Source organism: Paracoccaceae bacterium (assembly GCA_012103375.1).
In the GTDB taxonomy this organism is placed as follows: Bacteria; Pseudomonadota; Alphaproteobacteria; order Rhodobacterales; family Rhodobacteraceae; genus WLWX01.
The window spans coordinates 2738912-2758969 of record WLWX01000001.1 but is presented as its reverse complement, the minus strand read 5'-3'; the positions used below and the strand labels follow the sequence as shown (position 1 = coordinate 2758969).

Annotated in this window: 15 protein-coding genes and 2 pseudogenes; 10 read left to right on the top strand and 7 right to left on the bottom strand. The window is 62.6% G+C overall.

The genetic code is table 11. The features are described from left to right. Positions 1 to 16: 16 nt before the first annotated feature. The 3 genes from hisA to GKR99_14070 all read right to left on the bottom strand — a co-directional run bounded on the left by hisA (position 17) and on the right by GKR99_14070 (position 3276). Positions 17 to 736, bottom strand: coding sequence for a 1-(5-phosphoribosyl)-5-[(5-phosphoribosylamino)methylideneamino]imidazole-4-carboxamide isomerase (hisA, locus tag GKR99_14080; protein NKB28610.1), 720 nt, complete (start codon positions 734 to 736; stop codon positions 17 to 19). A 121-nt stretch (positions 737 to 857) separates the two neighbouring features. Continuing rightward, complete coding sequence (locus GKR99_14075; GenBank protein ID NKB28609.1) at positions 858 to 2747, bottom strand: potassium transporter; 1890 nt, start codon at positions 2745 to 2747, stop codon at positions 858 to 860. A 70-nt stretch (positions 2748 to 2817) separates the two neighbouring features. Beyond that, on the bottom strand, positions 2818 to 3276 hold the full coding sequence (locus tag GKR99_14070) for an AsnC family transcriptional regulator (protein ID NKB28608.1): 459 nt from the start codon (positions 3274 to 3276) through the stop codon (positions 2818 to 2820). Positions 3277 to 3416: 140 nt separating this feature from the next. Between GKR99_14070 and GKR99_14065 the strand changes: the two are divergent. The 4 genes and pseudogenes from GKR99_14065 to GKR99_14050 all read left to right on the top strand — a co-directional run bounded on the left by GKR99_14065 (position 3417) and on the right by GKR99_14050 (position 6586). Beyond that, positions 3417 to 3998, top strand: a pseudogene (locus tag GKR99_14065) (4-hydroxyphenylpyruvate dioxygenase). Positions 3999 to 4071: 73 nt separating this feature from the next. Beyond that, positions 4072 to 5442 (top strand): transposase, encoded by a 1371-nt coding sequence (locus GKR99_14060; GenBank protein ID NKB28607.1) that lies wholly within the window; start codon positions 4072 to 4074, stop codon positions 5440 to 5442. Positions 5443 to 5512: 70 nt separating this feature from the next. Continuing rightward, positions 5513 to 6031, top strand: a pseudogene (locus tag GKR99_14055) (4-hydroxyphenylpyruvate dioxygenase). A 48-nt stretch (positions 6032 to 6079) separates the two neighbouring features. After that, the gene (locus GKR99_14050) at positions 6080 to 6586 is read left to right on the top strand and encodes a VOC family protein (GenBank protein ID NKB28606.1); all 507 of its coding nucleotides are present in this window, start codon (positions 6080 to 6082) and stop codon (positions 6584 to 6586) included. Between the two features lie 130 nt (positions 6587 to 6716). On the opposite strand, the gene GKR99_14045 is transcribed toward GKR99_14050, so the two are convergent. Together GKR99_14045 and GKR99_14040 are read right to left on the bottom strand one after the other, a co-directional pair. Then, positions 6717 to 7784, bottom strand: a complete 1068-nt coding sequence (locus GKR99_14045; protein ID NKB28605.1) for an agmatine deiminase family protein — start codon at positions 7782 to 7784, stop codon at positions 6717 to 6719. A gap of 118 nt (positions 7785 to 7902) precedes the next feature. Further along, the gene (locus GKR99_14040) at positions 7903 to 11067 is read right to left on the bottom strand and encodes a hypothetical protein (GenBank protein ID NKB28604.1); all 3165 of its coding nucleotides are present in this window, start codon (positions 11065 to 11067) and stop codon (positions 7903 to 7905) included. A 153-nt stretch (positions 11068 to 11220) separates the two neighbouring features. Between GKR99_14040 and GKR99_14035 the strand changes: the two genes are divergently transcribed. Beyond that, positions 11221 to 11913 (top strand): DUF541 domain-containing protein, encoded by a 693-nt coding sequence (locus GKR99_14035; GenBank protein ID NKB28603.1) that lies wholly within the window; start codon positions 11221 to 11223, stop codon positions 11911 to 11913. Positions 11914 to 12075: 162 nt separating this feature from the next. On the opposite strand, the gene GKR99_14030 is transcribed toward GKR99_14035, so the two are convergent. Next, complete coding sequence (locus GKR99_14030) at positions 12076 to 13365, bottom strand: aminotransferase class I/II-fold pyridoxal phosphate-dependent enzyme (GenBank protein NKB28602.1); 1290 nt, start codon at positions 13363 to 13365, stop codon at positions 12076 to 12078. A 233-nt stretch (positions 13366 to 13598) separates the two neighbouring features. On the opposite strand from GKR99_14030, the gene GKR99_14025 reads away from it, so the two are divergent. Together GKR99_14025 and GKR99_14020 are read left to right on the top strand one after the other, a co-directional pair. Beyond that, a complete protein-coding gene (locus GKR99_14025; GenBank protein ID NKB28601.1) occupies positions 13599 to 13952 on the top strand; it encodes a hypothetical protein in 354 nt (117 codons plus the stop codon). Positions 13953 to 14120: 168 nt separating this feature from the next. Continuing rightward, positions 14121 to 14681, top strand: coding sequence for a hypothetical protein (locus tag GKR99_14020; GenBank protein ID NKB28600.1), 561 nt, complete (start codon positions 14121 to 14123; stop codon positions 14679 to 14681). A gap of 44 nt (positions 14682 to 14725) precedes the next feature. Here GKR99_14020 and GKR99_14015 read toward each other — a convergent pair whose 3' ends face one another. Continuing rightward, the gene (locus GKR99_14015; GenBank protein ID NKB28599.1) at positions 14726 to 15730 is read right to left on the bottom strand and encodes a hypothetical protein; all 1005 of its coding nucleotides are present in this window, start codon (positions 15728 to 15730) and stop codon (positions 14726 to 14728) included. An 84-nt stretch (positions 15731 to 15814) separates the two neighbouring features. Between GKR99_14015 and GKR99_14010 the strand changes: the two genes are divergently transcribed. The 3 genes from GKR99_14010 to GKR99_14000 all read left to right on the top strand — a co-directional run bounded on the left by GKR99_14010 (position 15815) and on the right by GKR99_14000 (position 20058). Beyond that, complete coding sequence (locus GKR99_14010) at positions 15815 to 16336, top strand: hypothetical protein (protein ID NKB28598.1); 522 nt, start codon at positions 15815 to 15817, stop codon at positions 16334 to 16336. Positions 16337 to 16542: 206 nt separating this feature from the next. Further along, positions 16543 to 18750, top strand: a complete 2208-nt coding sequence (locus tag GKR99_14005; protein ID NKB28597.1) for a PBP1A family penicillin-binding protein — start codon at positions 16543 to 16545, stop codon at positions 18748 to 18750. 327 nt (positions 18751 to 19077) lie between these two features. Beyond that, the gene (locus tag GKR99_14000) at positions 19078 to 20058 is read left to right on the top strand and encodes a C4-dicarboxylate ABC transporter substrate-binding protein (protein NKB28596.1); all 981 of its coding nucleotides are present in this window, start codon (positions 19078 to 19080) and stop codon (positions 20056 to 20058) included.

Sequence of the window (20058 nt, the reverse complement as noted above, 5' to 3'; positions counted from 1 at the left end):
CCAAATGGCGCCGCAGTTAGCCCCGCAGCCCGGCCAGGGCCGCGCCGAGGTCCAGCGCGCCATCATACAGCGCCCGCCCCGAGATTGCGCCAGATATCACGCCGGTCTGTTTCAGGCGCATCAGATCGTCCATCGAGGATACGCCGCCGGACGCGATGACGGGAATGTTGACGGCGCGGGCCAGCGCCTCGGTCGCCTGAACATTGGGGCCTTGCATCGCGCCGTCGCGGTCAATGTCGGTATAGATGATTGCGGCGATCCCGGCGTCCTCGAACTGGCGGGCGAGGTCGGTGACATTCACGTCGGTCTCTTCCGCCCAGCCGCGGGTCGCGACGCGGCCATTGCGGGCGTCCAGGCCCACGGCGATCCGGCCCGGGTGGGCGGCTGCGGCCTGTCGCACAAGATCGGGATCCTCGACCGCGACGGTGCCAAGGATCACGCGGGCGATGCCGGCCTCCAGCCAGCGTTCGATCGTCGCCATGTCGCGAATGCCGCCGCCCAGCTGGGCCGGCACGTCGGTTGCTGCCAGAATGGCGCGCACGACGTCGCCGTTGACCGGCTGCCCCGCGAAGGCGCCGTTCAGATCAACCAGGTGGAGCCATTCGCACCCCGCATCCTGGAACGCACGCGCCTGTGCCGCCGGATCGTCGCCGAACACGGTTGCGGCCGACATTTCGCCGCGTAGCAGGCGAACGCATTGGCCGTCTTTCAGGTCGATGGCGGGGTAAAGGATCATAGCGTGGCATCCCGTTTGAATTGGCGCTCACCTGCCATGACGACGCAGCGCTGCCAAGGGGGCTTTGTGATGGTGTCGCGCCAAAAAATGGACGCTGCGGACCTCTTGCGAAATACAGTTGCTAGCTTGCTGTGCCGGTTTTTGGTTTTTCCGAGATCTGGGTCAGGAATCCGGTTTCCAGCTCTTTGTTCAGCTCTTTGGCGCGTTCGATGTATTCGGTGTTCTGAACCACCGGGATATCTGGGTTCCAAAGGGGTGCGAGTTCGGCCAGTGCGTTGCGGTCGCCGTGATAGAACAGGCGCTGCGCCTCGGACGCCTCGTATTCAGAAAAGCCGAGGTGTTCCAGCGCGTAGCGGCCCGCGCGCAGGGAGCTGTCGAACATCTCGCGCACGATGTCATTCGCGCCCGCCTGGTACAGGCGATAGGTGTGAACCCGGTCATAGGCGCGCGCGATGATGTGCAGATCGGGGCGTTCGGTGCGGGCGTGTTTGACCAGCTTGATGGCGGCTTCCTTGTCATCAACCGCCACCACCAGTACCCGCGCATTGGCCAGCCCGGCCGAGCGCAGAAGCTCGGGCCGGGTGGGGTCTCCGAAGAAGGCATTGAAGCCGAACTGGCGCATCAGCTCGATGGTTTTCAGGTTGTGATCCAGCACCGTTGTCTTGAACCCGGTGGTCTGAAGCATCCGGTTCACGACCTGACCAAAGCGGCCCACACCGGCAATGATGATCGGCTGGCTTTCGTCAATTTCGTCATGGGGTGTTTCGTCGCCGGTGTCGGCCATCCGGCGCGAGATAACCTCGTAGGCGATGAAGAACAGCGGCGTCAGCAGCATCGACAGCGCCACCACCAGCAGCAGGCTTTCGCCCAGCGGTCCGGGCAGCACCGATTGTTGGAGCGAGAATGAGATCAGCACAAAGCCAAATTCACCGGCCTGCGCCAGGCCGAGCGTGAACAGCCATCGGTCGCGCCCGCGCAGTTTGAAGGCCAGGGCGATGCTGAACAGGACCGTGCCCTTGGTCAGCATCAGCAGCAAGGTCAGCCCGATGATGGTAAACGGATCACCCAGCAGCACGCCAAAGTTGATACCGGCGCCGACGGTGATGAAGAACAGCCCCAGCAGAAGGCCCTTGAAGGGTTCAATGTCGCTTTCCAGCTCGTGCCGGAATTCGGAGCTGGCCAGCAGCACCCCGGCCAGGAAGGTGCCGAGTGCGGGTGACAGGCCGACCATGATCATCAGCACCGCGATGCCGACGACGATCAGCAGGGCGGTGGCAGTATACATCTCGCGCAGGTGGGCGGCGTGGATGAAGCGGAACAGCGGGCGGAAGGCGAATATGCCCAGCAGCACGACGATACCGATCGCGCCGAGTGTGACCAGCGTGACACCCCAGCCCAGCAAACCCTCGACCAGCGACAGGGCGGCTTCGCCGTGGCCGTCTGTTTCGCCATGGGCGTCGCCACCGTGTTCGTCGGCGGCGCCGGGTCCGTACAGCCACGGCATCGCCAGCAGGGGGATCGCAACCAGCATCGGGATGACGGCGATGTCCTGGGTCAGCAGCACGGAAAAGCTCGCGCGCCCTCCACCGGTCTGCATCAACGCCTTTTCGTCCAGCGTTTGCAGCACGATGGCGGTGGATGACAGCGCAAAGATCATGCCGATGGCCAGCGAGGTTTGCCAGGGCAGTCCGAAAAACAGCGCGCCTGCAAAGACGGCCGCAATGGTCAGCCCGATCTGCGCGCCGCCGAACCCCAGCAGCTTGTGACGCATATCCCAAAGGGCGCGGGGTTCCAGCTCCAGCCCGATCAGGAACAGCATCATGACGACACCGAATTCGGCGAAATGTTGCAGGCTTGCGGTTTCGCTTCCGACCAGCCCCAGCAGCGGGCCGATGGCGATGCCCGCAAGCAGATAGCCCAGCACCGAGCCAAGGCCCAAACGCGCCGCAATAGGCACCGCGATCACCGAAGCGCCGAGGTAGATCGTGGCTTGGAACAGGAAACTTTCCATGGAACCTCTCAGGTGGGCGGATACGTCTGGTGGCAGAGTCACATGTTCACTGCGCTTTGCGCAAGGTCTGTCAGGTGGGCAGTGGCGCGTCCGATTTCAGCTGGTTCATCACGATCTGGCTGTGGACCCGCGCGACCGAGGGATGCGCCAGCAATATGTCGTGGACCAGCGTGTTCAGCGCGGCCAGATCGGCGCACCAGACACGCAGCAGGTAATCCGCCGCGCCTGTCATCGTCCAGGCGCCAACGATCTGCGGCTGGGCGGCGACGAGGCGCGCGAAGTTCTGGCCGGTATCGCCGCCGTGGCTGACCATTTCGACCTGTATAAAGGCCTGCACGGTCAGCCCCAGGCGCGCCGGGTCCAGCCGCGCGGTATAGCCTTTGATGAGGCCCGATGCCTCGATCCGTTGCCGCCGCCGCCCGGCCTGACTGGGCGAGAGGTTGATCTTCTCGGCCAGTTGATCGGCGGTGGCATGGGCGTCGGCCTGCAGGGCGGCCAGCAGGCGTTTGTCAGTTGAGTCGAGTTTCATGCGAGTTTTCCGCGTAATTGCCAGTGACATTGTCGCAAATATAGCAGCCTGCTCGGAAAAGCGCCATTATTTGCGCACCGACCGCATGGCAAAACGGGTAGGCTTGCCGCAACTCTCACCTGCCAGCAGGAGCATTTGCCATGGGTCCGTTCCCCCACGACGCGCCGAAAGCCGCAATTACCGCCGAAAACCCCGCCGGGACCGATGGGTTTGAATTCGTCGAATTCGCCCACCCGGAGCCTGAAAAGCTGCGCGAGGCGTTTGCTCGGATGGGCTATGTCCACACGGCCAACCACAAGACCAAGGCGATCGAACTGTGGCAGCAGGGCGATATCACCTATGTGCTGAACGATGAACCGGGCAGCCATGCGCGCAGCTTTGTCGAAGAACACGGGCCTTGTGCACCGTCGATGGCGTGGCGGGTTGTGGATGCGGGCAAGGCGTTTGCCCATGCTGTTGGTAAGGGCGCCGAGCCGTTCGACGGCCCCGGCAAGACCATGCAGGTTCCGGCAATCCGCGGCATCGGTGGCAGCCTGATCTATTTCATCGACCAATATTACGAGGCGAACCCCTATAACGAAGAATTCGACTGGATCGACAAGGCCCATCCCGAGGGGGTCGGCTTCTATTACCTCGATCATCTGACGCATAACGTTCACACCGGCAACATGGACGTCTGGTTCAAATTCTACGGCGATCTGTTCAATTTCCGCGAAATCCGGATACTGTTGAAAAAGTCCGTTGATTGGCCGCGCACGCTCTGATTCACTTGTTTTGAGGGTGGAGGGTTCGGCGATGATGGGTCCAAGGCAAGTTGCGCAAGGCGCGCTGTTCTATGAGTTCTCGATCGAGAGTTTTGTGCCGAAGGATCATCCCGTCCGGGGAATTGATCGCTTCCTTGATCTGACAGGTGTGCGCCCCTTGCTCGCTTCATACTACAGTGCCAATGGCCGCCCTTCGATTGATCCTGAACTGATGATCCGCATGCTGTTGTTGGGCTATTGTCAGGGCATCCGTTCCGAGCGACGGCTTTGCGAAGAGGTTCATGTCAATCTGGCGTATCGTTGGTTTTGTAAGCTTGATTTGGCTGATCCAGTGCCCGACCATTCGACATTCTCTAAGAACCGGCATGGCCGTTTCCGCGAGAGCGGTTTGTTCCGACATTTGTTCGAGGTCGTTTTGCAGCGCTGCATGGATGAGGGGCTGGTTGGCGGCCACAGCTTTGGTGTTGATGCCAGTCTGATCCCCGCGAATGCAAACCAGACGCGCGGCGTTGAAAGCAAAGACGGACTGCCAGCAGATCTGACGTCCCGTGCCGTCGACGAATATCTCGAGACGCTGGATGATGTGGCCTTCGGTGCTGCGACCAAGGTCGTCCCCAAATACATCTCACCGGCTGATCCAGCAGCGCGTTGGACTGGGGCTGACGGGGGAGCCGCCTACTTTGCCTATTCCACTAACTATATGGTCGATTTGGATAATGCAGTCATCGTGGACGTCGAGCCGACGGCTCCGATCCGGCCTGCAGAGGCGCGGGCAGCAAGGGAGATGATCGATCGTGTACATGAGCGGTTTGGCATCAAACCTGACAAGCTTGTGGGTGATACGGGTTACGGATCAGCCGAGATGTTGGGCTGGCTTGTGGACGAACGTCAAATCGAACCCCACATTCCGGTCTGGGATAAGTCAAAACGAACTGACGGCACATTCTCACGCGAAGACTTTGTCTACGACCCGGCGACCGACAGCTATACTTGCCCGACCGGCAAAGCCTTGCAAACATATCGGCGGAACTTCTCAAAACCGCGAAAGCCCAATGGCAGCAAAGACGGGTTCATCAGATACCGAGCCTCAAAGCACGATTGCGACGCATGCCCTCTGAAGTCGCAATGCTGTCCGAAGGACGACGGCAGACGCCTTATGCGGTCCGTTCACGAAGCCGCCCGAGACGTCGCTCGCGATATCCGAAAAACAGATGCCTACATGACGTCGTTCATCCAAAGGCGGAAGGTTGAAATGCTCTTTGCCCACCTGAAACGATACATCGGCGTGCAGATGATGCGGCTTCGAGGACCCAAAGGCGCAACCGAACAGTTCCAACTCGCAGCAACAGCTCAAAACCTCCGGAAACTGGCGAAGTTGGTGCCAGCAACAGTGCCAACGTGAAAGAAAACGGCGCGCGGCCGCCTCTCGCTCAACAACGCGCCGACCAAAACATCGACTTCTTCAACAGTATCTCCGCTTCTTTGACATCGAAGGAAAGTACACCGGACTGCGCAGTCGCGCGCTGACCAGTCCCTGCGGGCGCATCCGCATTCCGATCAACGAAGACCGGGGTGAGACGGGGCAGATCGTCGAATACCTCAAGCGTTATAATGGCGAGGGCATTCAGCACATCGCTGTCGGCGCGCGCGATCTTTACGATGCAACGGACGAGATTGCGCGGCGTGGCGTCACATTCATGCCCAAACCGCCCGAAGCGTATTATGATCAAAGCTACACCCGTGTCGTCGGCCATGAAGAGCCGAAGGACCGGATGATGAAACACGGCATCCTGATCGACGGCGAGGGCGTGGATGACGGGGGCGAAACGCGGATTCTGCTGCAGATATTCTCAAAAACCGTGATCGGGCCGATATTCTTTGAGTTCATTCAAAGGAAGGGTGATGACGGCTTCGGAGAGGGTAACTTCAAGGCATTGTTTGAAAGCATCGAGGCTGATCAGGTGGAGCGTGGGGTTCTGAAGGCCGGATAGGGTAAATCCCGGACCGGACCTGTCCGCCTGGCTGACTCGCAAGGGCCGATGCGGCTGGTCCGCAGCGATCTTCTTTGGCCAGTCCGCATTCCGCATGCTATGTCCGCTGCAACAGACACCAGCGGAGACTGCACAATGCTTCCATTCCCATTTCCGGCGACGGACACCTCGTCGCCGTTCAAATCCATGCGATCCAGCCATCCCTGTTTGCGGGTCCCGGACTATGAGGCAGCAATCGAATGGTATGTGCGCAGCTTTGATTTTCGGGTGGTGAAGGAATGGCCCGGCCCGGATGGGCTGCGTCTGGCCTATCTGGCTGCACCTGGGGACAATGGCGTGCCCGTGCCGGATGATTTCTGGGAATCGCTTGCGCCCGCGCGCTATCATCACTTTGCTTTCTCCGTCCCAAGTCACAAGGACGCGCTGGGCGCCCTGGCTGATCGCGGTGTCAACGTGGTGCAAGCGCCGTTTGAGGTGCCAGAGCTTGGGTACAGCGTTGCATTTGTCGCGGACCCTTGGGGCAATCTGATTGAATTGGTCGAGTTGTCGACATAACGGCGCGCTGCGCCGGGCGATCGCTGGACCGTCCTTCGGTTCGACGATTTGTAATTTGGATTAAGGCGCTGAAACTAAAGTAAAACTGGCGAAACGTATTGCGTCACATCAGCGTCGCGCAGCCGCCCACCTATGCCGCCGGCATCTGTTGCGTCGCACAATGGATACCGCCGCCCATCTCGCCCAGGGCGTCGACGTTCAGCGTAATGACCTCGCGCCCGGGGTAATGTCGTCGCAGCGCGTCCACGGCGATGGTATCGGCTTCGGCATCGCCGAACTCTGCCGCGATCACCGCGCCGTTGCAGACATAGTAGTTCGCGTAGGACGCAACGAAATCGATGCTGTTCACACGTCGCTGCACCGGCTCGGGGATGACCTCAACCTCCAGCCCTGCGGCGACGAGGGCATCATGCGTATCCAATGCGGCGTTGTGAAACGGATCGTGTGGGTCAGGGTCATCGGGCAGGTTCATCAGCACGCGCCCCGGCCCGGTGAACCGCGCCAGGCTGTCGATGTGGTAATCGGTGATATCCGCGTCCCGGACACCGGGCGACCAGATCAACCGCTCGGCCCCATAGGCGGCCAGCAGGCGTGCCTCGATTTCTGCGCGTGTCAGGCCCGGATTGCGGTTGTCGTTTACCCAACTGCTTTCATGGGCCATCAGCAACCGGTGGCCGTCCTGTTCCACGCCACCGGCTTCGCCCTTAAGACCCGTTGGCAAAAGCGGCAGGTCCAGGCGCTGCGCAACCGCACCGGCGATCCTTGCGTCGCGCGTGTGCACTTGTTTTTTGCCCCATCCGTTGAACTGGATATGGCTGATGGCAAGCCCGCCGCGCCCGTCCACCACGAAGATCGGTCCGGCATCGCGGCACCACAGATCCTCGGTCGGGATGTCCCACAGGTCCACCGCCTGCGACAGCTGGCGCCGCGCGCCGGGCTGGTCATCCTTCGCTGCCAGCATCGTCACCGGTTCGAATTCAGCGATGGCATTTGCGATATCCGCGATGGTCTGCTGCGCGAGGTCGAGGAAGGCCCGATCCGGGTGAACACGTCGGCTGACGGGCCATTGCATGAAGCTGCGCTGATGCGGCGCTTCTTCGGGCGGTACGTAATATCCATTCGCAGCTGATCCTGATGCCGGACCGATCCCGCTTGCCGACATTGCCAGCCCTCCGCCAATGAACGCCCGCCGCTTCATCGCGCGCCCGCCGTGCGCCGCCGCGATGCGATAGCCCTGGTCTCTGCCTGATATGATGATGCACAGAAAAAGGGCGCCCCGATGGGGGCACCCTTTGAAACAACGCAAGGTGGTGTCATCAGCCGCGCGGCATTGCCAGTGTGACTGTGCGGCCATCCTTGACGTATTGCAGATCACCGGTGCCGATCTGGGCAACGCGGCCCCCGTCGATGCGATCGCCGACCTTGACCTTGACATAGCGCCCGGACGGCAGGCGCAGCAGGGCGCGGCGGTCACTGGGTGAGCCATAGACACCGATCAGGTTCAGACGGCTCAGCGTGATGGCATCTGTTTCGGTCGCGGTGCGTGCGACCGACGCGCGGGTCGGGATCGACGGATTCGCGGTGGCAGGGGCTGCCGCAGGCGTGGCCGAGGTTTGCTGCGTCGGCTGCGCGGGCGCGCTGGGCGCCGAGGCCGCCACGGTGGCCCGTGCCTGTGCCACGCGCTGCACCAATGAGGCAGGGCGCGCCTGCGGGATCAGCGACGTGGACGAGAATTGCGCCTCGGGCGTGGTCGATGTGTCTTCGGCACTGGCCGCGTTATCCGCGTCGGCCACCTGAGCCAGCGTGTCCGAGACTGCCGCCTCAAGATCGGCTGCATCGGCGGCGGCTGTTTGCACGGTGCCATCGGCGGGCTGCGATGCAGCCTCGGCCCCGTCGGTCGGCTGTGCCAGAAGGCTGGCAGGGCGCGCGCGCGGCTGCGGGTCATCCTCAAGCGCGGTCTGGACCGCGATCGCGGTGGCGGCCCCGGCGACGGCGGCAATGATCTGCGGGTTCCTGGCAGGCACTTTGGTCGGCTGGCCCGCGAAGACAATCACGCCATCCGGGGTCACCGCGCCGTCTTTGGTTGCCACGACGAAACCGTCTTCGCCGAATTCATAATCGGTGCCGAAGGGGGCGGGCGTTGCCAGCGGAACCGGCGCCTCGTCTTCGACCAAAAGCCGCGCCAGCGGTGGGGCGATGGCATCTTCGGCCGGGATGCGGTGATCGACCGAGGCTATGACGATGTCGTCGCTTTTCTCGGTCGGTTGGTCGCCTGGACGCGCCGGAGGCGGGTTGTCGCTGGCCATTGCGGCGGCCGTTGCGGCTGCAATCGGATCGACGGCTGGTGTGGTATCACCGGCGCTGTTGGGATCGGCCGAGGCAAGCTCGGTCCCTCCGTTGCCCAGATCAACTGGCGCAAGACCGGCGATCGAGGCGGGGCGCGGCACCGGCGCTTCCGAGCCGCGCGCGGGCAGGCCGGCGGCGGCATCGGCCAGCGCCAGTTCGACGCTTGGCGGCTGGTCGCCGGTGGTCCCGGCGATGTCATCGCCCGATACCAGCATATAATAGGCGCCCCAGACGCCACCGGCGATCAGCAGCAGCGCGCCGATTGCGGCGGCCAGCGGCATGATCGGGACGCGGCGCCCCTCATCAGCTTCACGTGCGCCGAAGACGGTCATCTGTTCGGTTTCGGACAATTGCCGCCGGGCAAGTCTGGTGCCCAGGATGCCCCGGCCTTTTTCGGCACCGGGTGCGTCCGGTGTAAGCGAGGCGGCGGCTGCGGTTGCGACACCCTGGTCGCCCCCGGTCATTGCGCCCTGCGCGGGATGTCCTGCGCCGGGATAGGGGCTGGAGTCGGCGCCATAGGCGGCCGCGTGCGGCTGTGGCTGCCTGCCCTGGGCGCGCGGATCCCGGGGGTCCATCGGTTGTTGTTCGCCACGGCGGCGCGGGTCCGGCTGGGCACGCTGGAATTGCGCGTTGCCTTCGGGCGGCCGTTGCCGGGCGACGAATTCCGCACCCGGCGCGGGCCGGGGCGCGGATTGGCGTGCCTGATGCTGATCCGGGTGTTGGCCCGCATGCTGAGGCCCCGCATTTTGGGGCGCAGCGCGTCGCCGTGGGGGTGGCGCGTCAGCTGTGCGCTGCGGGCCGGGCGCCGGGCGCCGCCCCTGACCAAACCGAGGTGTCGGCCCGGCGTCTGGGGTCCGGTTTGGCGGCTGGTTCGGGGTCTGGCCTGCGGCCTGTTCGGGCGCGCGGGCAACCGGTGTCGCTTTGGCGCGGCGCGGCGCGGCCTGCTGCGTATCGCCGCGCGGTGTTGCGGCGCGCGGGTCGTTGCGGGGCTGGCGCATGTCCGGCGCGTCCGTAGGCACAGACCCGGCTGGCGGGGTTGGCTGCGGACGGGCTTGGCGCGGCGCTTGCGCCGGGCCTGCGTCACCACGTGCGCGGCCCTCCAGATGTGCCATGGGTGGCAGATCGTCGAGGATATGCTCAGCGCGCGGCGCATCTGCTGCGGGCGCGGCCTGTGCGGGCGTCGCGGCAGGTTTGGTGCGCGGTGCCGTTGCAGCACCACTCAACTTGGGTTCCTGCTTGGTCTGCGCCTTGCGCGCGGCAGAGGTAAACGTTGGCAGGACCGCCCCGGGCGCGGACACTGACGGCGCCTCGCGTTTGGTGGCGCGCAGTTCGACGGAGGGGCCGCGCCTGCTGGCGAATGTCAGCGGCGGTGTCGCCAGGGACGACAGCGGATTTGCGGATGGGGCCGGTTGCGGCGCGGTCGGTTGGGCCGCCGGTTTCGGTGTTGCCCGGGGCGCGGATGCCTGAGGCGCGGACATGGCTGCGGCGGGCGCGGATGCGGGTGGCGCATCGGCTGGCGGATTGCCAAGCGGCATTTGCGCCGGCGCTGCCGCCTCGGGCCGTTGCTGGGATGCAGAACGCCGGTTGCCACCTTGTGGGTTCGGCTTCTTGCGCATCGGCGATTTCATCTGCAGTTCCTGCACATGGGCCGCATAATCGGTGGGGCCGAAATCAGGCTCTCCGTTGAAATCGCGTGCCGAGGGGTGGGCGGCGAAACGCACCGGGTTCAGCTTGAAGTGAACGGCAATCGCCTCGGCCAGGGCGGTCTTGGCGACGATGGCGACCCGCGCGCCGCCGTCTTCCGAGACGAAATCAAATTCGATATCTTCAACCGGGAATGGGGTCGCGGTTTTCAGTGCTTCGCGAATTTCGCGCCGCTTGTTGCCACGGCTGTTGGAGGGCAGCGCGACGGTCAGGAACATCACCTGGCTGGAGGCGACGACAACGGCGGTGCGGATCGAGTTCGGCTCCAGCCAATCGGCGGTGCGGCGAAGCTCGTCCATGCGCTGTGGGCAGCGGGGATCATCGCGGCGTACCGTGCCAAGCGAGTGCCAGGCCCCGAACCGTCGATGTGACAGCGTCAGCGTGTCGGGTGCGATTTCCAGCGCGAAGGTCGGGTTCATGGTCTGGGCCAAGGCTCAATCTCTCATGTTAGTGACGGGCAGACCCCCAAGTCTGCTGAGGCGACAGACTAGACGAAGCTGCCAAAAAGGAAAAGTCTGTACCAAGGACCCGGCGGTGGCGCGCGTCGTAGACAATGTAGAGTGATCAACAAAAGGAAATGCATCATGTTCAGAGTGTTATTGTTCGTCGTTTTGGCAGTGGCTTCACCGGCCGTCGCGCAGGAGGTCACAGCGGGCCGGATGACCGTCAGCGGTGAAGGTAGCGTGGCAATCTCGCCCGATATGGCCTTGATTTCCTTGGGTGTGACCAGCGAGGCGAAGACAGCCGCCGAGGCGTTGACGGCCAACAATTCGAACATGACCGCCGTTCTGGATCGGTTGAAGGCGCGCGGGATTGCGCCGCGTGATCTGCAGACCAGCGGGTTATCGCTGCAGCCGCGCTGGGATCATCGCAACACGTTGCCCGATGGTGGTCAGCGGATCGTTGCCTATGTCGTCTCGAATCAGATCACGGTGCGGGTGCGGGATCTTTCGACGCTGGGTTCGATTCTGGATATCGCCGTTTCGGACGGGGCCAACACGTTTCATAACCTGCAGTTCTCAGTCGCCGAGGACGGCGAACTGATGGACGAGGCGCGCCACCGCGCGGTTGCGGATGCCCGGCGCAAGGCCGAGGTCTTTGCACAAGCTGCGGGTGTTTCGATTGGGGCGATCGTGTCGCTGGACGAGGTGCAGCAAGGGTGCGGGCCGGTGATGATGGCGCGGATGGAAAGCATGGCCGCAGATGCCGTTCCGGTGGCCGAGGGCGAGGTTGCGATTGCGGCGCGCGTCAACGTGGTGTTCGAAATTGAACAGTGAGGGCAGCCGCGCGATGTAAAATCGCGCGGTTCCTTGCCGGGGGCGGTGGCTGGGGCATTCTGCCCCAGACCCCTGAGAGTATTTTTGGCGAAAAGACGGGTGGGCAGCGCGTGCCCCGGGCCGTATCACGCAGGACTGCGGACCGGACCCGGGGTTTGGGCGTTAGCTGACCGCCTTGCTGAGGGCCTGATCGAGGTCGGCTTTCAGGTCCGCGATATCCTCGATCCCGATCGACACGCGCACTACGTTGGGGGCGGCGCCTGCGGCTTCCTGCTGATCGGCGGTCAACTGGCGGTGCGTGGTTGAGGCCGAGTGGATGATCAGCGAGCGGGTATCGCCGAGGTTGGCGACGTGGCTGAAGATTTCCACAGAGTCGATCAGCTTGACGCAAGCGTCATAGCCGCCCTTGACCGCAAAGGTGAACAGAGCCCCGGCGCCGCGCGGGCAGACCTTTTCGATCAGCCCGTGGTAGGGGGAGCTTTCCAGCCCCGCATAAGTGACAAATTCGATGCGGTCGTCTTTTTCGAGCCATTCGGCAAGCTCGACCGCGTTCTCGACGTGGCGCTGCATGCGCAGGGACAGGGTTTCGATACCCATCAACGTGTAGTGCGCGCCTTGCGGGTTCATCGTCATGCCCAGGTCGCGCAGGCCAACAGCGATGCTGTGGAAGGTGAAGGCCATCGGGCCAAGCACCTCGTGGAACTTCAGCCCGTGATATGCCGGTTCCGGCGCGCTGAGCGAGGGGAACTTGTCGCTGGCGGACCAGTCAAACTGACCGGAATCCACCACGCAGCCGCCGGTGACGGTTCCATTGCCGGTCAGGTACTTGGTGGTCGAATGGACGACGAGCGTCGCGCCATGTTCGATCGGGCGGCAGAGGTAGGGCGTGGCAGATGTGTTGTCGACGATCAGCGGAACGCCTGCCTTGTCGGCCACTTTGGCCAGCGAGGAGAGGTCGGCGATATGGCCGCCCGGGTTGGCGATGGTTTCGCAGAAGACGGCACGGGTGTTGTCGTCGATTGCGGCGGCGACGGCATCTGCGTCGTCGATGTCGACGAATTTCGCCTCCCATCCGAAACGTTTGATGGTGTTGCTCATCTGGGTGACGGTGCCGCCGTAAAGGCGGGTCGAGACGACGACGTTCTTGCCCGGACCCATCAGCGGGAACAGCGCCATGATCTGGGCGGCGTGGCCCGAGGAACAACAGACCGCCCCGACGCCGCCTTCCAGCGTCGCGATGCGTTCCTGCAGGACGGCAACCGTGGGGTTGGTCAGGCGGGAGTAGATGTAGCCAACCTCTTGCAGGTTAAACAGCGCGGCGGCGTGATCGGCATCGCGGAACACATAGGCCGTGGTTTGATAGATTGGCGTCTGCCGCGCCCCGGTCGCCGGATCGGGAACCGCCCCGGCGTGAATCTGCAGCGTGTCGAATCCGTATGTGTTGTCGGCCATGGTGGTGTCCCTTCCCTGAAACAAGTCTTAACGGAAGGGTCTATCTGCCGCGCGACTGACGGACAATGGCTTTGACTTCCGGGTGGCACGAAACTTCAGGTTGGTGTTGTGGTGTCTGTGCGGCAAGTACAGTCAATTGTATTGCTGGTCGCTGCCCTTAACCCATTATTTACCCGATTCCCGTTCCTGTGAATTACCGCCTGAATCTCGTGTTGTTCGCTAAGGAATTCCACATGTTCAAAGTCACCTGTCTGGTTGCGTTTTCGTTGGCAACAGTGCCCTCGGCATTGCTCGCTGAGGGCATGTTTGGTGGCGCTGAATTCTCGTTTGGTCAGTATTCAGTGGATGATACTGGTGATGACGAAGGTACGGGTGATCTGGCGACGCTTGAAGGCTATGTCGGGACGGCATTTGGAAACGGGGCTTTTGTCGAGGGTGAGGTTCGGGTGAAACGCGCATCATCGCTGACGGACCCGGGAAGCAATAACGGCCTGCGCGAGGGGCAGTTGGCTGCGTTCCGGTTTGGGCGGATTGTGTTGAAAAACTCCGAAATCAGAGCGTCGCGGATTTCTTGCGAAAACCTATGAAGCGAAATAGTCGGAAAGCTTTGACCACGAGACAGCGCATGGCTGCGCGTGAGCGCATGTAGGCGATTTGGGCCGACCCCCGCGCCAAAAATTTAGGATCGGGCTGCATGGAAAGAAAAATCATCGTTCAGGCCCTAAAACGGAGTTTTTCAACACAATCGGCGGAACATGGGCACCTATTCAGTCGAGGGTATTCTTGGAACGGTAAGTGCCGTTTCAGGTGACAACGACGGACCTGGCGATCCGGAGATTGAGCGTCAGTTTCTGGCTGTTGCGGCCAGTTTGAAAGCCAGCGATCAACTGCGCATCGACGGGTTGCTGGGGCGGATCGACGGGGACACAACGACGTCGGGAAGCAATGGCGATGCCTTTCACGAATTCGATCATGCGTCGATTGATCTGACATATGCAGTTTCGGATCGCTGGGCGATCGGCGTTGGTGCCACGGTCGGTTACGGCAACGTTGATGACGTTCCCAATCCCGGCCGGTTGCATGAGTGGCGGCTGAGCGCCACGCACAGCTTCGCCGATCCGAACATGAGCGCGTTTATCGAAGCGCGTCGATCAAGTTATGACGATCCGGCCGAAAGTGATTATGTCATCGAAGAACATGTCGCGCTTGGCTTTACTTGGACGTTTGGTGATCACGGGGCTGCGCGACAGCGCAACGGAGCCGCATTGCCGAATTATTCCGAATGGCTTGCGATCGCGGATGGCGGATTGGAATAGCGACCAAGTGTCGACGGTAGCATTTTTGAAAACTGCATTAACACTCAGCGCATCCAGAAGCCTTCGCGTTTGATCCGGTTGCGGATGGCGCGTTCGCGACGGGGCAGGTTGTTGCGGTCGAACAGGGCGCGGACTTTTTGGCCGCGACCCTGGAAGATCATGCGTTTGAACGGGTCATAGGCCTTCAGGACTTTCTTGATCTTGTTGGGGGCGGTGACGGCCTCCAACACCTCGACCACATGATCGCTTTCGCGCGCATAAAGCAGGGGCAGGGCGCGGTAGTGGCAGGTGATGTCCCCGTCCAATCCATCGAGGTCTTTGCCGGGGCGCCCGCCGCCAAAGCCATGGATCACCAGCGGCAGGGCGATCTGGTCCAGCCAGGGGTCCATGGACTGGCAGACGATCTGCGGTGTTGGCTCGTCGCGGATGGCGCGCATGGTCTCGACCAGCCTGTCACCGAACGTGACCGGGCAGGGGCCGAAGAACCATCCGGCGTTGAAATAAAGGTATCTCTGCCAGTATTCGTCCGGCTGATCGGGGTCGAGGCTGCTGTCGAAATCCAGGCCGAACTTGTCGTAGAGCGACTTCCAGGTCTCGGCGTAGCCGGGGCCATAAAGCTCGATCGTTGGCCAGGTGTTGGTGCGCCGCATGCTGGCAGCGGGCGGCGCGGTTGCGATCGGCAGGGCGCTGATCGGGCCGGTGATCAGCGTATCAGTGTCCAGGAACAGGAACGGCTGCCCTTCTGGCAAGGCGGACAGGGCTTCGGCCTTGTTGCCATAGGGATAGCTGTGCCCGAAAACCTGGTTGTCAAAGCCGATAACGTCGGCCCCCAGATCGTGCAGCGCTTGCAGGACTGCGGGGTCGTCGATGCCGGGGTCATTGGGCCAAAGCGGGCCGGGGTTGGGCTGGGCGATGAACAGGCGGCCGGCGAAATCTGGGTCGGACTGGCGCAGACTGGCGGCCAGCAGCACAGCCTCGTACTGTAACCGCCCGGCTTGTGCGATTGTGACGATGTTAAAGGCGTTGGCCTGTTTCGTCGGTGCGGGCATTGTCAGCGAACCTGTCACATGGAACCGCCCCGGGGTATAGGGGGCGCAGGACAGCTGCGAAAAGCGAAACCTTGGGGAATTGCGATGATCGAGATGATTTTTCTGGCACTGGTGGGTTTTGGCATCGGTTCGACCGAGCCGAATTTCGCAGCCATGGTGCGGGCCCCTGCTGCGGCCGCTGTTGCGCCTTCGGACGTCGGGGCAAATGAAACAGGCGCGGCGCGCGCACCCGAAGATCAGACCCCGACCGGGAAATTCCTGACTGCGGGCGAGGTGCGCCCGATCCTGGATGCGACCCGGGGAAGCTGGATCGCCGTGCGTGATTACAACGGGCAGGATCTGCTGTATTTCACCCATCTTCTGGCCTGGCGCTGCGGGTTGTGGGAAATCCGCTATGGTCTGAACGGGGCCGCGCCCGATCAACTGTTCGAGGCTGAGCCCTGTTATGTCGATACCGCCGCCCCGGCAGCGATCAAGGCGGACACGCATCTGCCCTATGTCACGCTGCCGCCGGGCAGTGTGGAAACTGTTACCGTGCAACTGCTGTATGACGATGGCGGCACCGATGAGGTGACGTTTGAACGCAAGGCCATCTTGTTGCCCTGACCGGGCAGCGGCTTGGGCGCCGTACCCACGCACGGGTATCAGGCGGTGGCCGAATGAAACCTGCGGGCCGCGCATCTGTCAGATGCGCGGGAATTGCCGGAAAGATGCCGGGTGGCGGCGAAACGCCGCCGATGAACATCCCCCCTCCACATTTCATCGCTTTACGCTTATCTACCATGGCCTGAGGCAGTAGTGGTGGCAGTGTTATGAGTGGTTCGCGAAGCAGAAAACCGCCGTTAAGGGCGGACGCAAGGCATCCGCGCAAGACGGTTGGAAAATCGACAAAACGGCGCAGATCGGCGCGAAAACCGGTTCGCAGGGGCGGGTTTATCGGTGCGTTCTTTCGCTGGGTATTCCGCCTGACAATCGGGCTGATCTGGCGCGGCGCGGTGGTGGTCGGGCTGGTTCTTCTGGCTGTAACGGGTTATTATTTCACGACAATGCCGTCTGTTGCGGCGCTTGTGGACGGGCGCGCGCGCGGCTCGGTCGAGTTGCGCGACCGCTATGACCAGGTGTTCGCATGGCGCGGTGAACAGTTCGGCGGGCATGTGTCGGCGGCCAATGTCTCGGCCCATCTGCGCAATGCGGTCGTTGCGACCGAGGACAAGCGGTTCTATCGGCATTTCGGCATATCTCCGCGCGGCATTGCCAGTGCGATCCGGGTGAATATGCGGGAAGGGCGCGGGCCGCTTCAGGGTCATGGCGGGTCGACCATCACCCAGCAGGTTGCCAAGCTGATCTGCCTTGGCAATCCCTTCGATCCCGGCGCCGGGATGAGCGAGGCCGAATATGAGGCGGATTGCCGTCGCACCACGCTGGTGCGGAAGATCAAGGAAATCCCGTTCTCGATGGCGATGGAGGCGCGCTATTCCAAGGAAGATATCCTGACGATCTATCTGAACCGTGCCTATCTGGGCGCGGGTGCGCGCGGCTTCGAAGCGGCCAGTGCGCGTTATTTCGGCAAATCGTCCAAGGATCTGAATGCGGCGAAATCCGCGATGCTGGCCGGGCTGCTGGTTGCGCCGTCCTATTATGCGCCGACGCGAAACCTTGAACGCTCGCAAGAGCGCGCGTCGCTTGTCTTGGGATTGATGGAGGATCAGGGCTATATCAGCACCGGTGAAATGCTAGCCTCGCGCGACAATCCGGCGGTGTTGTCCCCGGCCGCCGAGGCGCGGGCGGGCGGGTATTTTGCAGATTGGGTGATGGACGCCGGGCCGGATTTCCTGACTGACGAAACCACCGAGGATGTGGTGATCCGCACGACGATGGACCCGGCGATCCAACAAGCTGCCGAAGATGCCCTGCAGGCGGTGTTCGACACTCGCGTCAAGGAAGATTCGGTCGCGCAGGCCGCAATCGTGGTGATGAGTGCGGATGGTGCGGTGCGCGCCATGGTCGGCGGGCGGCAATTCCGCAGTGTGACCGGGCAATTCAACCGCGCGGTGATGGCAAAACGCCAGACCGGATCGGCGTTCAAGCCATTCGTCTATGCCGCCGCGCTTGACCTTGGCGCGCGCGAGGATGACGCCGTTGTCGACCGGCCATTGACCATCGACATTCCCGGCTCTGGGAAGTGGAGCCCCGAGAACTATGATCACAAGTTCGTCGGGCGCATCACCTTCACAGAAGCGCTGGCACAATCGCGCAACATTCCGGCGGTCAAGGTCAGCGAGGCGGTCGGGCGCGATAATGTGCGCGAAGTGGCCGAGCGTTTCGGCATTGTCAGCGATCTTGCCAATGGCCCGGCGCTGGCGCTTGGGGCCTCCGAAAGCTCTCTGATCGAGATGACGGGCGCTTATGCGGGGTTCCTGAACGGCGGATCGGCAGTGAACCCCTATGGGCTGATCGAATTGCGCCTGAAGGGCGATAGTGAGCCAATGATCGGTCAAGAGGGCGGCATTCAGGAGCGGGTGATTTCCCCCGAAGCCGCCGGGCAGCTGGTCTATATGATGAGCCGCGTGATCGACGCGGGGACGGGCACGCGGGCGCGTCTGGGTGATCGGCCTGCGGCTGGCAAGACCGGCACCACGCAGGAGGCGCGCGACGCCTGGTTTCTGGGCTTCACGGCGGATTATGTGACCGGCGTGTGGATGGGCAACGATGACAACACGCCGCTGACCGGTGTGACGGGCGGCGGGCTGCCTGCCGAGATCTGGCGCGAGACGATGGAACGGGTGCACGAAGGCCTGCCGATATCGCCCTTGCCAACCCATCGACCGGGTCCGCGCCTGGTGGCGTTCGACCAGCAGCTGACACCGCTCGACCCGCCGCCGGGCGAGGTGCACCGCAATCCCGCCCGCGAATTGCCCCGGGTGGAAGAACGCCCCCGACAGCAGCAGCGCCAGCGCGATAATCCGATCGAACGGGCATTGAATGATGTGCTGGGTGAATTATTCGGCCGCGGCAACTAAGGTCGAGGGCCAGTGTTCCGGCATGTCCCGTGCCCCTCGGATTTGACCGGTCCGGCGTGCGCCTTCCGCGCGCACCGGGCGCAGGCAGATCCGACAGCAATTCCGGTTTTAAGGATGACGTTTTTGCCCCGGCCACACCCGTTGCTGTTTGCCTGCTTTCGTCGCTGAAACCCTCTGACCGATGTGGCGGCGTCACGCGCCCTGTTGCCGTGCGTAAATAGGTGGAATGTTAGGGATCCAGGGTCTGAAGGCTTGGCAAATGACTGCGTGCCGCGCAATGTGGTGGGCAATGACGGATAACTCATTTCGTATCAGGGAGGATAAGACATGAAACTCAGCAAAATGACCGCAGTTGCAGCTGCAATGGTCATGGCAGCGGCGCCCGCAATCGCCGCCGAGCTTAAATTCGCCAATTTCACACCGCCGTTCCACACGGTGAATGCCGCGGTCATCGAAAAGCTGAACGCGGATCTTTCGGCGGCCACGGGCGGCGAATTGACTGTGCGCGGATACCATGGAGGAGAGATGGGCAAGGGACCGGTTGAGCAATACGTTCGTGCCGTGCAGGGCGTGGCCGAGATTACCTGGGGCCTGCCGGGCTATACCTCGTCACAATTCCAGAAGACGATGATCGCAGAATTGCCTGACACGCTGGGGCTGGATGATAGCGGCTCGGCAGCGATCTGGGCCGCCTATGACGATCATCTAGCTGGCGAGTTTCCCGGCACCAAACCGCTGGCGATCTGGACGTCCGAGCCGAACCTGCTGATCATGAAAAACAAGGTCGTGCGCATGCCGTCGGACTTGTCGGGCCTGAAAAACCGGGTCGCAGGCGCGACAGCAGCCAAAGTGGCCGAGGCGCTGGGCGCGACCCCGGTGCAGATGCCGATCAATCAGGTTTACAGCAGCCTGGATACCGGGCTGATTGACGGGGTGATCACCGGTTCGACCGTGTTGAAGGACTTCAAGATCGCTGAGGTTGCCGGCAGCGTTACGACCGGGGCGAACCTGGGCCTTCTGACCTTCTATGTGGTGATGGGGCAGCAGGCTTATGACGCGCTGTCGGACGACGAAAAGGCGGCGGTTGACGCGGCCACGGGCCTCGGCCTGTCGCAGAACGCAGAAGGCGCATGGTTTGCCAAGGCAGCCACAGTTCTGGAGGGCGCGCGCGCCAATGACAATATTGAGGTTGTTGACCTGACCGAGGCCGAAGCAGCCGCCTTTTCCGAGGCGGTATCGGCGGTGCGGGATGACTATGTCGCCTCGGTCGGCGGAGAGGCTGCGTTGGCTGCGATGCAGGGCAACTGA

Coding starts and splice junctions, on each gene's coding strand:
- hisA (NKB28610.1), bottom strand. CDS start 736: ATGATCCTTTACCCCGCCATCGACCTGAAAGACGGCCAATGCGTTCGC.
- GKR99_14075 (NKB28609.1), bottom strand. CDS start 2,747: ATGGAAAGTTTCCTGTTCCAAGCCACGATCTACCTCGGCGCTTCGGTG.
- GKR99_14070 (NKB28608.1), bottom strand. CDS start 3,276: ATGAAACTCGACTCAACTGACAAACGCCTGCTGGCCGCCCTGCAGGCC.
- GKR99_14060 (NKB28607.1), top strand. CDS start 4,072: ATGATGGGTCCAAGGCAAGTTGCGCAAGGCGCGCTGTTCTATGAGTTC.
- GKR99_14050 (NKB28606.1), top strand. CDS start 6,080: ATGCGGCTGGTCCGCAGCGATCTTCTTTGGCCAGTCCGCATTCCGCAT.
- GKR99_14045 (NKB28605.1), bottom strand. CDS start 7,784: ATGAAGCGGCGGGCGTTCATTGGCGGAGGGCTGGCAATGTCGGCAAGC.
- GKR99_14035 (NKB28603.1), top strand. CDS start 11,221: ATGTTCAGAGTGTTATTGTTCGTCGTTTTGGCAGTGGCTTCACCGGCC.
- GKR99_14030 (NKB28602.1), bottom strand. CDS start 13,365: ATGGCCGACAACACATACGGATTCGACACGCTGCAGATTCACGCCGGG.
- GKR99_14025 (NKB28601.1), top strand. CDS start 13,599: ATGTTCAAAGTCACCTGTCTGGTTGCGTTTTCGTTGGCAACAGTGCCC.
- GKR99_14020 (NKB28600.1), top strand. CDS start 14,121: ATGGGCACCTATTCAGTCGAGGGTATTCTTGGAACGGTAAGTGCCGTT.
- GKR99_14015 (NKB28599.1), bottom strand. CDS start 15,730: ATGCCCGCACCGACGAAACAGGCCAACGCCTTTAACATCGTCACAATC.
- GKR99_14010 (NKB28598.1), top strand. CDS start 15,815: ATGATCGAGATGATTTTTCTGGCACTGGTGGGTTTTGGCATCGGTTCG.
- GKR99_14005 (NKB28597.1), top strand. CDS start 16,543: ATGAGTGGTTCGCGAAGCAGAAAACCGCCGTTAAGGGCGGACGCAAGG.
- GKR99_14000 (NKB28596.1), top strand. CDS start 19,078: ATGAAACTCAGCAAAATGACCGCAGTTGCAGCTGCAATGGTCATGGCA.